This window comes from Deltaproteobacteria bacterium (assembly GCA_016210005.1).
Lineage (GTDB): Bacteria > Desulfobacterota > Binatia > HRBIN30 > JACQVA1 > JACQVA1.
In genome coordinates this window covers 1-13,333 of sequence record JACQVA010000006.1, presented here as the reverse complement: position 1 = coordinate 13,333, position 13,333 = coordinate 1, and the positions used below count along the sequence as shown (strand labels likewise).

Here is a 13,333-nt window from a genome sequence, read left to right as displayed (position 1 = left end):
TCACGCCGCCGCCTGCGCGTCGGCTTCCAAGCGCTCTACCAGCTGGCCGCGGATCTCGGCCAGGCGCGCCGGGTCGACGATCTTGCGTCCGCTCTCGCTGACGTAGAAGACGTCGAGGACCTGATCGACGTTGGTGGTGATCTTGGCCAGATCGATCGACAGCCCGAGATGGAACAAGCTGTTAGTGATGGTGAAGAGCAAGCCGACGCGATCCTGGGCGTAGACATCGAGAACGGTGTAGTCGGCCGAGACCTCGTTATCGACGCGCACGTCGGTGCCTACCCGCGGCACGAACTTCTTCTTGATACTGGAGGGGCGGCGCGACTTGGCCACCAACTGCTCGACGTCCACCGTGCCCGCGATCACTTGGCCGAGGGTGACCTGGATGCGTTCCCAGCGCTCGTCGTCCTGGGCCATCTCCGCGCGCTCGAGGTGGGAGACGCGGAACACATCGAGGGCGACACCGCTATCGCTGGTGCTGATGTTGGCGCCGACGATGTTCATGCCGTGGGCCGCCAAGACCCCGGCGATGCGGGCGAACAGGCCCGGCTGATCAGCGGTGATGACGGTGAATTCGCTGAACTCGCGCTCGGGAAAATGGCGCACGGCCGTCACCAGCGGTTCTTCGCGCAGGTGGCCGACCAAGGTGAGGTGACGCGGGATGTCTTCCTCGGGCGTTTGCAGGAAGTAACGATCGGGCATGTCGGCGAGGAACGGGGCGGCGCGCTCGCGCTGAGCCGGCTCGAGCGCGGCCGCCACCCGGCGCCGGATGCGGGCGACCCGCTCCTGCTGATCCGAGGGGACGAACTCGCCCTTCTCCAACACCCCGAGGGCGTTGAGATACAGTTCGCTCAGCAGCATGTCCTGCCAGCTGCTCCACACCTTGGGCCCGACCGCCTTCATGTCGGCGAAGGTCAGCAGGAAGAGCTTCTTGAGATTGCCGGCATTGCCCACGGTCTTGGCGAAATCGACCACGAGTTTTTCGTCGCGGATGTCACGGCGCTGCGCCAGATGCGTCATGGTGAGGTGGTGGCGCACCAGGAATTCGAGCTGGGCCGCGGCGTCGGCGTTCAGGCGCAGGCGGGCGGCGATGCCCGGCATCATGCTGGCGCCCTTCTCCGAGTGGCCGCCGCCCTTGCCCTTGCCGGAGTCGTGGAAAAGCATGCCGAGAAACAGCACCTCGACCTGATCGACCTCGCGCATCACCTCGGTCAGCAGGGGCACGCTGGTCTTGTAGTGGCCCTCGCGCAGCCGTTCGAGCTCGCGCACGCCCATGAGCGAGTGCTGATCGACGGTGTAGATGTGATAGACGTCGTGCTGCGCCAGGCAGAGCAGGGCGCCGAACTCCGGCAGCAGCGCGCCCAGTACGCCCAGCCAATGCATCTCGTAGAGGGTTTCGTAGACGCCGTATTTCCAGCCCAGGATCTGCAGAAAGGCCTCGGCCACCGCCGGGTCAGCGCGCACGGTGTCGTCGATGAGGTCGGCGTGGGCGCGGAGGTGGCGGCGGGTGGCGTGTGAGAGCTTGACGTCGTGGCGTTGGGTGTCGAAGAAGACGCGGATCAACTCGGCCGGCTGCTCGCGGAACAGCGCCGGATCACCGACCGAGATCTCGCCGCCGGTGATGCGCACGCCCGGGCGAATCTCGCGCCCGGTGTAGCGGCCGATCAGCGCCGACACCCGCGCCCGCCCGGTGCAACGTTCGATGATCTCGGAAGCGAAGCGGTTCACGGCGGCGGCTTGCAGGTAGTAGTCGCGCATGAAGCGCTCGACGCCCTTGAGCTCGCGGGTGTCGGCGTAGCCGAACTCGGCGGCGATGCGCTCCTGGTACTCGAACGTCAGCTGGTCCTGGTGCTGGCCGGAGAGGAAGTGCAGGGCGTTGCGCACCCGCCACAGGAAATCGCGCGCGGCCTCGAGTTCTGCCCGCTCACGCTCGGTGATGACGCCTTTGTGGACCAACTCGGAGACCTCGTTGGTCTTGTACTTGACCTTGGCCAACCACATCGCGGTGTGGAGATCGCGCAGGCCGCCTTCGCCCTCCTTGATCTGGGGCTCGAGCACGTAGACCGAGTCGCCGTAACGCTGGTGGCGCTCGGCGTTCTCCGCCAGCTTGTCCTTGTAGAAGCGTTCGGCGTTGCGCTTGAGCACTTGCGCTTCCATGGTCTGGGCGAACTGTGCGTAGAGCGCCTGATCGCCGCAAATGAAGCGGGCATCGAGCAAGGCGGTCTTGACCTTGAGGTCGCTGGCCGCCAAGCGCACGCACTCGCTGACGTTGCGGGTCGCCTGGCCTACGGTCAGGCCCGTGTCCCACAAGGTGTAGAGCATCTTCTCGGCGACGGTTTCGACGTAGGGTTCGCTCTTGTGGGGGTGGAGGAAGAGCAGATCGATATCCGAGCCGGGATTGAGTTCGCCGCGCCCGTAGCCGCCTTGCGCCACCACCACGCAGCGCTGGGTCAGCATGGCGTAGCGGCTGGCGTACGCGGCCGTCGCGGCCTCGAACAGGGCCCGGACGAGATGATCCATCACGCCGGTGTAGCCGCGCACGATATCGTGGCCGCTGGCGCCGGCGAGGTGTTGCTGGCAGAGGATCTCGCGCGCTCGCAGCAGATAGTCCTTGGCCTGCCGGCCCCAGTTGCCGTCGGGGGCGAACGGCCCGAGTCCGGCCAGCGGTTCGCCGCCGTCCGGCGGCATCATCGCGCTCGCCATCACAACGTCCCGGCCGCGCGCTGGCTGTCGACGAACTGACGAATGCCACGCATCAGGCCCTCGGCGAGCGCCTGACGATATTCAACCTGGCCCAAGCGGGCGCCTTCAAGCGGGTGAGTCACGAACGATATCTCCGCCAGCACGCACGGCATACCAGCCCCCACGAGTACGTAAAAGGGGCCCTGCTTCACCCCCAAATCGACGATGTTCGGCCACTGGGCGGCAAGCGTGCTGACCAGCCCGCGCTGCACGGCCGCGGCCAAGGCGGCCGACTCGGCGACCTTGTAGTTCTGAATCAGCGCGCTCAAGATCAACGCCGCGTCACGATCCTTTTGCCGCCGTCCGGTAACCGATGCCAGGCCGTTTTCCATCGCTGCCAAGCGCAGGGTGGCGCGGTCGTCGGTGTTGTTGAGGTAGTAAGTTTCGATGCCCGAACGCTCCGAGTTAGGGCTGGCGTTGGCGTGCACCGAGACGAAGAGATCGGCGTGCTCGCTGTTGGCCTTGGCGGTGCGCTCTTCGAGCGAGAGAAAGACATCGTCGTCGCGAGTCAGCACCACCGCCACGCCCGGTAGCGCCTGCAGCAGGTCGCGCAGCTCCCGCGCGATGGCAAGCACGACGTCTTTCTCTCGTATACCGCTGCTACCGATGGCGCCGGGATCTTTACCGCCGTGGCCGGGGTCGATCACGACCTTGAACGGTACGGCGGCCGCAAGGGGCTCGGCCGGCGGGCGCGGTGGGATCGGCGCGCGGCGGGCGCGGGCCGAGACTGCCGGCGTGGACGGTGGCGCCGGCCTGGCGGCGGCCACTTCGACATCCACCACCAAGCGGAACAGATCCAAGAAGGGGAACACCCGCACCGCGCTAGTGCTGGCCACGTCGAGTACCAGCCGCACGCCGCGATCGGTCTGAGCCAGCTGCACGCGAGTCAGCGGCCCGGCCGTGGCGCAGGCCGGGGGCGGGCTGGGCGGCAGGCGTGCCCCGAGCAAGTCGAGATGGACACGTGCGGGCGCCGTTGGGCTTGCCGGCAGCCGCTGCATCCGGTGCTCCACCGGCTGTGACAGCTCGAGGACGAGGCGGCTGTAATCGCGCCCGCCCAGGCAGCGGACGACTTGTAGCTGCGGGACACCGGCAGCCGCGACGGGTGTCGCATGCAATAGGAAAGCGCCGATGAGCCAGAGGATGTTGCCGGCTGGGATGGTGCTCCCGCCGCCGGTCTGCCGGCCGCGCCTCACGAGCCCTCGCCGCGTGCCAAGCGCACGAGCTGGTTGAGCCGCATCAGCGCCTCGAGCGGGCTGAGGCGATCGACATCGATATCCGCGAGCTCGGCGCGCAACGGGTCGCGCGCCGGCGGCGGGCCGAACAGCGGGAGCTGTCCGTTGGCCGTACCGTCCTGCTGGGCCAGGCGTGGTACGCCGGCATCGGTCAGCTCGCCCTGTTCGAGGTTGTGCAGGATTTCCTTGGCGCGGCCGATGACCGGCACCGGCACTCCGGCTAGCTGCGCCACCTGGATACCGTAACTCTGGCTGGCCGGGCCCGGTACGATTCGGCGCAGGAATACGATCTCGCCTTTCCACTCGCGCACGGCGACGGAGAAGTTGCGTACCCGCGGCTTGGTGCGCGCCAGGTCGGTCAGCTCGTGGTAGTGGGTGGCGAACAAGACCAGCGGCCGGCCGGTGGCGGCGGTGTTGTCGTGCAGATGCTCGGCCACCGCCCAGGCGATCGAGATGCCGTCGAAGGTGCTGGTGCCGCGTCCGATTTCATCGAGGATCACCAGGCTGCGCCCGCTGAGATGGCCGAGGATGTGGGCCGTCTCTTTCATCTCGACCATGAACGTGGACTCGCCGCCGGCCAGGTTGTCGGAGGCGCCGACGCGGGTGAACAGGCGATCGACCACGCCGACGGTGGCTTCGGCCGCGGGCACGAAGCTGCCGATCTGGGCCAGCAGCACGATCAGTGCGACTTGGCGCAGGTAGGTCGATTTGCCGGCCATGTTCGGGCCGGTGATCACCAGCAGTTGCTGCTGTTCGGGGTCGAGGTTGCAGTCGTTGGGCACAAAGCCGGCGCGGCCTGCCATCAGCTCCACCACCGGATGGCGGCCATCACGAACGGCGATACCGGGGTCACGCGTGAGCCGCGGCCGGCAATAGCGTTGCCGCTCGGCGACGGCCGCGAGCGAGCATAGGGCGTCGATCTGCGCCAGCGCGGCAGCGGTGCGGCCGAGGCGGGTTTGCTCGGCACCGATGTCCGCCACCAGCGCGCTGAACAGCTCGAACTCGCGCGCCCGCCCACGCTCCTCGGCATTGAGCACCTTGGCCTCGTAGGCTTCCAGCTCGGGGGTGACAAAGCGTTCGGCCCCGGCCACGGTCTGTTTGCGGCGATACTCGCTCGGCACCAGGTGCAAGTTGGGTTTGGTCACCTCGAGGTAGTAACCGAACACTTGGTTGAAGCGCACTTTCAGCGACTGGATGCCGGTGCGGGTACGCTCGCTGGCCTCGAAGCGGGCGATCCAGTCCTTGCCGCTACGCGACAGCTCGCGCAGCTCGTCGACCAGCGGATCAAAGCCGGCGCGAATGACCCCGCCGCTGCGGGGATTGAGCGGCGGCTGGTCGGCGATGGCGGCGGCAATGCGGGCTTGGACTGCCGGCAGATCGTCGAGGGCCTCGCGCCCGGCCGCCAGGGCGGTGGCCGGCACATCCTGCAGTAGTGCGCGAATGGTGCCGGCGGTGGCGAGGGCGGCGGCCAGCGCCAGTAGATCACGCGGCGTGACGCGGGCGGCGGCTAGCCGTGCGGCCAGGCGTTCGAGGTCGCCGACGGTGGCCAGCGCGGCTGCGATCTCTTTGCGTTGCGACGGCCGTTCGAGCAACGCTTCCACCGCCTCGAGCCGGCCGCCGATGGCAGCCACGCTCGTCAGCGGCGACAGCAGCCAGCTGCGCAGCAGGCGGCCGCCCATCGGCGTCTGGGTGTGGTCGAGCACCCACAGCAGCGAGCCGCGGCGCTCGCCGCGCAGCGTGCTGAGCAGCTCCAAGTTGCGCCGGGTCGCCTCATCGAGCACCAGCCGCCCGCTGCCGTCGTCGAGGGCGGGCGGGCGCAAATGCGCTACGCTGGCGCGATGGGTGCGCGCCAAGTAGGCCAGCACCGCCCCGAGCGCGGCCGCGGCTGTTGCCGGCGGCGGCTCTGTGGCGTGATCATGCAGCCAGGCCGCGCCCGCCGCCCCACTGAAATCGGCGGCCGGCAGCCGGCTCACCAGCGCTTGCACCGCCGCGGCCTCCAACACCGCTGTTTGAGCCACGCCCTCGGGTAACAGCAGCTCGCGCGGCAACAGTCGGCCCAGTTCGTCGCCGATCGCGGCCAGATCGGCCGTCGCCAACAGGCGCATCTCACCGGTCGACAAGTCGGCTGCGGCCAGCCCATAGCCGCCTTCCGCATAGGCAACTGCCGCCAGAAAATTGGGTGTCTTTGGATCCAGACACTCCTCTTCGGTAACCGTCGCCGGCGTGACCACGCGCACCACCGCACGATCGACCAGGCCCTGCGCCGTCGCCGGGTCCTCGACCTGCTCGCAGATGGCGACCTTGACGCCGGCAGCCAAGAGTTTGGCTATGTACGGCTGCACCGAGTGGTAGGGCACGCCGCACATGGGGATGCGGACGTCATCCTTCTTGCTGCGCGAGGTGAGCGTGAGGTCGAGCATGCGTGCCGCCCGCTCGGCGTCTTCGAAGAACAGCTCGTAAAAATCGCCCAGGCGAAAGAACAGCAGCGCATCCGGGTGCTCGCCCTTGACGCGCAGGTACTGCTCGAGCATCGGAGTCAGTTTCATCGGCGTTCCACAACGCCGGCGGCGGGCGGCTGCATGGCGGCGGATTCTGGCACCCCGGGGCGGGCGCGGCAACTCTCGGCCGGCGCAAGGCACGGCCCGCGCGCCACCCGCCTAGTGCTCGTCCAGCATCACTTCCGAACCCGTGCAGATTTCGCTTGACGCCGGCAGCAGTTATCCCTTAGGCTCGGTCACTATCGAACAAAAAACCCGGCACCTCGGCGGTGCCCAGGAGGGGAGAATGAAGCGAGCAGTTCTCGGATTCCTTATCACTGTGTTGGTAACGCCCCAAGCGGCACAGGCGAGCGGCTTCATGTACCGCGCGGCCAGTACGGGTCGTTGGCTCGGTCTGGCGGTGCAAGGCGACACGCGCGCGACGGGAACGTTCTCGGGGCGGGTGTTTCAGAGCTTTCCGGGCACCGTTAAGGCACCGCTGGCCTATGCCGCCGGCGGCGGCGCCTGCGGCGTCAATCCGCTTTCGGTCGCCGCCTTCTCGGCCGAGCTGAGCGGCAGCGCACCGAACACCGGCATCTTTCTCTATGACGGCGGCACAGACACGATCTACGACGGCATCCTCGAAGGTGCCACCACCCCGGCCGGCGGCACGTTTGCGCCCCTCGATGGCCGCAATCCGGCCATCGTGATCGAGACCGGCCCGGCAACGTGCAAGGTGCACGTGTTCTTCGTGTCAAAGATCACCGGCCTGGGCACCGACACCGGGATCTTTCACGCCGTCTTCGATCCGGCCGCCAGTTACGGCCTGCTCTCACTCACCGCGATCGCGGTCGAAGGTGCGACCGCGGCACCGGCACCGTTCCCCGGGAGCGCGACCTTTGGCGACTTCCCCGCTACGGCCAAGGTGTCGGCCAGGGGCTACCCGATCTCCGGCGGGGCGTTTATCCCGCACATTGCTTTTCGCGCCAAGATCACCGGCGGCGGCATCGTCAACAGTAACGATACCGCCATCATGGTTTGGAGCTCGGTGCTCGGTTTTTACGTGGTCGCCCGTGAAGGCGACCCGTCGTGCGCGCCCAACTGGGCGTTCGGCGGCTCGGTGTACGATAAATTCTCGGCTTCGATGGAAATCGCCGCCGGGGGTGGGTACTTGCCCGAGGTGCCCTCGGCAATGTATCGCGCCAAGGGTCGCGGCGGCCCAAGCACCAGCGACACGGCTATAGAGCTGGGTATTGCCGATGGCTGCGGCGCGCCCCACCCGGTGCCTTGGGGCATCGAGGGCAGCGCCACCCCGATCGGCGGTACCTACGCCGACTTTGCACCCTCCACCCCGTTTGACGCGGCCAGTGGCGATCCCTATCCGGCCTTCCACATGGCCTTCCAAGGCAAGATCACCGGCGGGCCAACCACGAAGGCGCTCTTCCTGATTGGCAACTCCTACTGGGATGTGATGCGTCAAGGCTTCACCGACACCGCGCTCAGCAGTGGGAAGCTGACATTGGCTGCCAACCTCGGGCCGGCGCTCAACGCCGGCGGGACACTGATTTATCGCGGCTCGGTGGCGGGCCTGACCTCGGGGCTGTTTGCGTTCAAGGATACCACCATCAGCCCATCACAACTGGTGACCTTCGCCGGCTCGATGGCGCAGATCGACACCGCCGGCAACATGACGGCGCGCTTCCCGTAAGTCACGGCCGCCGGCGGTCGTTGGTTGGTTCTGCAAGGGGGGCGGACGTTGCTACGGTCCGCCCCCGTGTCTTGTCCTCTGCGTTACCCGACGCGATCAGCAGCCACGCCGTGTCTTGCTCCGGGCGGGCAGTGTGCTAGGCGTTCGCTGCCAACGTACCAGTGAGCGTTCCCGGGGGAGCCATGGGTCGGATTGCGTTTATTGGGGGCACGGGTCCCGAAGGAATGGGGCTGGCGCTGCGCTGCGCGCTAGCGGGTGAGAGCGTCATCATCGGCTCGCGCCAGCAAGCCCGCGCCGAGGCCGCCGCCGAGAAAGAACGTTACCGCTTGCACTTGTTGCGGCCGGGGGCACACATCGAAGGTTGCGAGAACGCCGCGGCCGCAGACCGCGCCGAAATCGTCGCCATGTGCGTCCCCTTCGCCGGCTTGGAGCACACCCTGCACGAGCTCCGCCCGCAGCTGGCCGGCAAGATCATCCTCGACGTCGTCAACCCGCTGCAGGTAAGACACGGAGTGTTCAAGCTCGAACCCGTACCCGCCGGCTCGGTCGGCGAGCTCACCCAGCAGATGGTGCCGCAAGCGCACGTGGTCAGCGCCTTCAAGAACTTGAGCGCCGAAGAGCTGCTGCACTTGCACCACCCGCTGGCGGGCGACGTGATTCTGTGTGGCGACCACGACCAGTCCAAACAGCAGATCGTCGATCTAGTACACCGCATGCCCAACTTGCGCCCGATCGACGCCGGCTCGCTGGTCAACTCGCGCCGGCTGGAGAGCATCACCGCGCTGCTGCTCAACCTCAATCGCCGCTACCACGCCATCACCTCGATCCAGATCATCGGCCTGAAGATCTAGTAAGCGCTGAGGACTGCCCCCCCGCGCCTGACTTGCCCGCGCCGCCGCCGCGTGTCATTCGAGACCGCGGGCTGGAGGATGACATGCGTGAGCGCTGGGTCGGGGCAATTGTCGGCTTGCTGGTGGCGGCAGTGATTTGTTCGCCGCCGGCGCGGAGTGAGGACTCGGTATTTCGCCACCTGAGCACCGTGACACTGAGCGGCGCGGCCGCGCTACCGGCCGGCAACCTGCACCTGGTTGCCGACGTGGTGGCGGCCGGCACCGCCAAAGACGGGGCCTGGCTCGACCTGGCCGACCCCGGCGACCCAGACCAGCACTTGTTGCTGGTGTACGGCCAGGCCGCCGATGGGGTGTACGGCAAGTACCTCAGTGGCCGGCGCGTGGAGCTGCAGTTCCGCGCCGCCGGGCGGACCAAACTGCCCGACGGCCGCGATGCTCTGCGGGTGAGTTTGGGCGGCATGAAGGCGGTGGCCCAGCCGACGCCGTCTCCATGACGCCTCGGTTATGGGGTATTGGCAGCGCTCGGCCGACCGTGTATCGAGTCGGGCCGGTACCGACCAACGCCAGGAGGGAATGCCATGATGACCGTAATCGCGAAGTTAAAGGTGCAGGCCGGCAGCGAGGGCGCCTTTCGCCAGGCCGCCGACAAGATGATTGCTCACGTCAAAGCCAACGAGGCCGGCACGCCGGTGTACATCCTGCACCGTTCGACCGGCGACCCGAGTGAGTTCATGTTCTACGAAGTCTACGCCGACCAGGCCGCCTTTGCGGCCCACGGTGGCAGCGAGGCGATGCAGCAGTTCTTCGGCGCCGTCGGCGGCCTGTTGGAGGGCCGGCCGGAGATCACCATGTGGGAGGAGCTGGCCGGCAAGAAGTGATGCCGGCGCACATGCGCGCGTTTCGGGAGGCGGTGGCGGTTGTCACCGGCGGTGCGTCGGGGATCGGGCAGGCTCTGTGCAAAGAGCTGGGCCAGCGCGGGGCGACGGTGGTGGTCGCCGATCGCAACGGCAGCGGGGCCGCGGAGGTGGCGGCCGCGATTGCCGCCGCCGGCGGCCAAGCGCAGGCGCACGCCGTTGATGTCACCAGTTGGGAGGCCGTCGAAGCGCTGGTCGCCGGCGTGGTTGAGCAGCACGGGCGGCTCGACTACCTGTTCAACAACGCCGGCATCGGCGTGTTGGCCGAAGAGCGCGACGCCACCTTAGCCGACTGGCACAAGGTGCTGGCCGTCAATCTCTGGGGTGTGATCCACGGTGTGCGCGCGGCCTATCCGCGCATGCTGCGGCAAGGTTTCGGGCACATCATCAACACCGCCTCGCTGGCGGGACTGACGCCGGCACCGATGGAAGTCTCCTACACCGCTTCGAAGCATGCGGTGGTCGGGCTGTCGTGCGCCCTGCGGGTCGAGGCTGCCGATCTGGGTGTGCGCGTCAGCGTGGTATGCCCCGGGCTGATTGATACCCCGATCCTCCACACCACCGAGATGCGCGCCGTCGACGGCGAGGGCGTGCGCGCATTGATAGCCTCGGGAAAACCGATGGCGCCCGCCGCCTGCGCCGGTGTCATCCTGCGCGGCGTGGAGAAGAACAAAGCGATCATCGTGGTTGGACCGCTCGGCCGCTTCGGCTGGTGGCTGACCCGCCTCAGCCCAGGGCTGGCGATGTGGTTCTGGCGCACACAGTTCTTGCGGCGCTTGCGAGCCCTGCGGCACTAAACCGCGCGCATCATCTTCGCCCTACTTCTCATTTCAAGGGGTGATCTCCAAGGCCGCTCCGTCTGGGCCTCTTGGGACCGGACACACACAAGCCCCTCCCCCCGACCACCCCGACCCTCTCCCCGCGAAAACATGCGGGGAGAGGGAGGCACTTTTTCCGGCTCTGCCCCCTGACCTGAAGCTCGGCCGCTGTCCCTTGTCGCAGACGCGGGGGCATCGCTCTCATGGCGATTCGTTTATCGCTCGCGTGACAGTGGGCGTCGGGGTGCGGGTCGGGCGCCGTGTTGAAGTCGGGGTACGCGTCGGGGTGCGGGTCGGCGTGCGGGTCGGGTTCAGGCGTGGTGTTGCGGTCGGGGTCGGGGTGTGCGTCGGTGTCGGCGTCGACTTGCTTTGACATACTCCGGTTTGGCAGATGCGCCCGTCGCCACAGGGCGCGCCGTCGGGTCGCCGCGGATGCCGGCACAGCGCGCTGCTGCCGTTGCAGATATCCTTGGTGCAGAGGTTGTCGTCGGCCGTGCAAGCGGCGCCTTTGTCCTTGAAGCGGTCCGCCGGGCAGTTGCGCCCGCTGCCGGTGCAGAACTCGGCCACATCGCATTCGCCCGCCGAGGCGCGGCATTGCTTGGTGGCCGGCGCAAAGCCGTCGGCCGGGCAAGCGCCGCTGTTGCCGGTACACATCTCCGCTACGTCACAAACGCCGTCCGCCGCACGACACACGGTGGCGGTGGGTTTGAACCCATCCGCCGGGCAGGTGGCGCTGGTTCCGCTGCATACTTCGGCGACGTCGCAGCCGCCGGCGGCGGCGCGGCAGACCGCGCCGCCGTTGCCCGCCGGATGCCGGCAGGCGTTGCTCGTGCCGTTGCAGATGTCGCGCGTACAGGCGTTGCCTTCATCCGTGCAGAGGGTATTGCGTGGCTTCTTCACGTCAGCCGGGCACTCCCGGCTGGTACCGCTGCACACTTCCGGCTGGTCGCACTCGCCGCCGGCTACACGGCAGACCGCGCCTTGGTTGCCGGCGGGGTGAGCGCACTGGCCGTTGCCGTCGCAGACGTCCTGCGTGCAGACGTTGCCGTCATCTGTACAGGCGACGCCGGGAGGCTGCTTGGTGTCGCCGGGGCAAGCCGCGTCGTAGCCGGTGCAGAAGTCCGCCACGTCGCATTCGCCCGCCGCCTGCCGGCACTCGGTGGTCGGCGGCGCCAGGCTGTCGTTGGGGCAGAGCGGGCTCTGGCCATCGCAAACCTCGGCGACATCGCAAGCGCCCGCGGCTTGGCGGCACTCGACCCCGGCCGCGAGCACGGTGCAGTTGGCGCTGCAACACGAGCCCGGCGCGCCGTTGGCGGCCCCCAGGTCGCACAACTCCACGTCTTGGAGCAGCACGCCGTCGCCGCAGACGTTCAGGTTGCAGTCATTGCGGCAGGCATCGTTGTCGTTGCCGTTGCCGTCGTCGCACTGCTCGGCGGCGGGGTTGACGAGACCGTCACCGCAGACGTTCCAGGTGCAGTTGTTCTTGCAGGCGTCGTTATTGCTGGTGTTGCCGTCGTCGCATTGCTCGGCGGCGGGGTTGACGGCGCCGTCGCCGCAGACGTTACGGGTGCAGTTGTTCTTGCAGGCGTCGTTGTTGTCGCTGTTGCCGTCGTCGCACTGCTCGCCGTAATCGCGGCTGCCGTTGCCGCAATGGTCACAGGTGTCGCCGAGGCCGTCGCCATCGGCGTCGGCCTGATCGGGGTTGTAGGCGCAGTTCCAGTCGCCCCACCAGCACTCACGCCGGTAGCGGCAGTTGTCGGCGCCGTCGCAGACGCCGTCGCCGTCGTCATCCCTCGTTCCTGGTCCAACGCAGTTATCACAAGCATCGCCAAAGCCGTCACCGTCGCTGTCGGCTTGGTCGGGATTCCACTGCCAGGGGCAGTTGTCGGCAGCGTCGCAAACGCTGTCGCCGTCAGCGTCCAGCCCTGGGCCGACGCAATTGTCACAAGCGTCGCCGATACCGTCGCCGTCGCTGTCGGCCTGATCGGGGTTGGCGTCGGTGGGGCAGTTGTCGCAGGCGTCGCCGACGCCGTCGAAGTCCCAGTCGTACTGTTCCCAGTTGTGGGCTCGCGGGCAGTTGTCGCAGCCGTCGGCGATACCGTCGCCGTCGCTGTCGACGGTGTCCGGGTCGCAGGTGTCACCGCTGCCGTCTCCGTCACAGTCGCTCTGGTTCGGGTTCCAGTTCGGGCAATTGTCGCAGGCATCTGCGGTGCCGTCGCCGTCGCTGTCGACGGTATCCGGATCGCAGGCATCGCCCGCGCCGTCGCCGTCGCAGTCGGTTTGCGCCGGGTTGTACGGACAGGGCCACCACCAGCAGGGATCGTTGTAAGTGCAGTTGTCGGCGCCGTCGCAAACGCCGTCGCCGTCATAGTCGGTGCCGCCGGCTCCCGGGCAACCATCGCAGAGGTCGCCGACGCCGTCTTGGTCGGTGTCGGCTTGGTCTGGGTTGAAGTGATCGCAGCAGTTGTCTGCCGGCTGGTTTACGTCGCCGCAGCAGATACCGTCGCCGTCCCAGTCGTAGCGGCCGGCGCCGGCGCAGTAGTCGCAAGCATCGCCTAATCCGTCGCCGTCGCTGTCGGCCTGATCGGCAT

At 67.7% G+C, this 13,333-nt stretch carries 8 protein-coding genes and 1 pseudogene; 5 read left to right on the top strand and 4 right to left on the bottom strand.

The features are described from left to right. From glnD to mutS, 3 genes are read right to left on the bottom strand one after another with little or no spacing between them, the layout of a single operon-like run. Positions 1–2,691, bottom strand: a complete 2,691-nt coding sequence (gene glnD / locus HY699_00440; protein MBI4514273.1) for a [protein-PII] uridylyltransferase — start codon at positions 2,689–2,691, stop codon at positions 1–3. A gap of 11 nt (positions 2,692–2,702) precedes the next feature. Further along, positions 2,703–3,935 (bottom strand): N-acetylmuramoyl-L-alanine amidase, encoded by a 1,233-nt coding sequence (locus HY699_00435; protein MBI4514272.1) that lies wholly within the window; start codon positions 3,933–3,935, stop codon positions 2,703–2,705. After that, a complete protein-coding gene (mutS, locus tag HY699_00430; GenBank protein ID MBI4514271.1) occupies positions 3,932–6,520 on the bottom strand; it encodes a DNA mismatch repair protein MutS in 2,589 nt (862 codons plus the stop codon). The genes HY699_00435 and mutS overlap by 4 nt, the downstream gene beginning before the upstream one ends. Before the next feature lie 238 nt (positions 6,521–6,758). Here mutS and HY699_00425 point away from each other — a divergent pair, with 238 nt between their 5' ends. The 5 genes from HY699_00425 to HY699_00405 all read left to right on the top strand — a co-directional run bounded on the left by HY699_00425 (position 6,759) and on the right by HY699_00405 (position 10,721). Beyond that, positions 6,759–8,159: a hypothetical protein gene (locus HY699_00425; GenBank protein MBI4514270.1), complete on the top strand. Its 1,401-nt coding sequence runs from the start codon at positions 6,759–6,761 to the stop codon at positions 8,157–8,159. 182 nt (positions 8,160–8,341) lie between these two features. Continuing rightward, positions 8,342–9,010, top strand: coding sequence for an NADPH-dependent F420 reductase (gene npdG / locus HY699_00420; protein MBI4514269.1), 669 nt, complete (start codon positions 8,342–8,344; stop codon positions 9,008–9,010). An 83-nt stretch (positions 9,011–9,093) separates the two neighbouring features. Further along, positions 9,094–9,504 (top strand): hypothetical protein, encoded by a 411-nt coding sequence (locus HY699_00415; GenBank protein ID MBI4514268.1) that lies wholly within the window; start codon positions 9,094–9,096, stop codon positions 9,502–9,504. Between the two features lie 84 nt (positions 9,505–9,588). Next, positions 9,589–9,888 carry an antibiotic biosynthesis monooxygenase gene (locus tag HY699_00410; protein MBI4514267.1) on the top strand — a complete coding sequence of 100 codons (300 nt, stop codon included), beginning with the start codon at positions 9,589–9,591 and terminating at the stop codon, positions 9,886–9,888. Next, positions 9,888–10,721, top strand: a complete 834-nt coding sequence (locus tag HY699_00405) for an SDR family oxidoreductase (GenBank protein MBI4514266.1) — start codon at positions 9,888–9,890, stop codon at positions 10,719–10,721. Before HY699_00410 ends, HY699_00405 begins: the two co-directional genes overlap by 1 nt. 1,371 nt (positions 10,722–12,092) lie before the next feature. On the opposite strand, the pseudogene HY699_00400 reads toward HY699_00405, so the two are convergent. Continuing rightward, positions 12,093–13,333: pseudogene (locus HY699_00400) on the bottom strand (thrombospondin type 3 repeat-containing protein).

What these genes read in the sequence shown, in the direction of transcription:
- HY699_00410 (MBI4514267.1), top strand. Translation starts at nt 9,589, where the DNA reads ATGATGACCGTAATCGCGAAGTTAAAGGTGCAGGCCGGCAGCGAGGGC.
- HY699_00425 (MBI4514270.1), top strand. Translation starts at nt 6,759, where the DNA reads ATGAAGCGAGCAGTTCTCGGATTCCTTATCACTGTGTTGGTAACGCCC.
- npdG (MBI4514269.1), top strand. Translation starts at nt 8,342, where the DNA reads ATGGGTCGGATTGCGTTTATTGGGGGCACGGGTCCCGAAGGAATGGGG.
- mutS (MBI4514271.1), bottom strand. Translation starts at nt 6,520, where the DNA reads ATGAAACTGACTCCGATGCTCGAGCAGTACCTGCGCGTCAAGGGCGAG.
- HY699_00405 (MBI4514266.1), top strand. Translation starts at nt 9,888, where the DNA reads ATGCCGGCGCACATGCGCGCGTTTCGGGAGGCGGTGGCGGTTGTCACC.
- glnD (MBI4514273.1), bottom strand. Translation starts at nt 2,691, where the DNA reads ATGATGCCGCCGGACGGCGGCGAACCGCTGGCCGGACTCGGGCCGTTC.
- HY699_00415 (MBI4514268.1), top strand. Translation starts at nt 9,094, where the DNA reads ATGCGTGAGCGCTGGGTCGGGGCAATTGTCGGCTTGCTGGTGGCGGCA.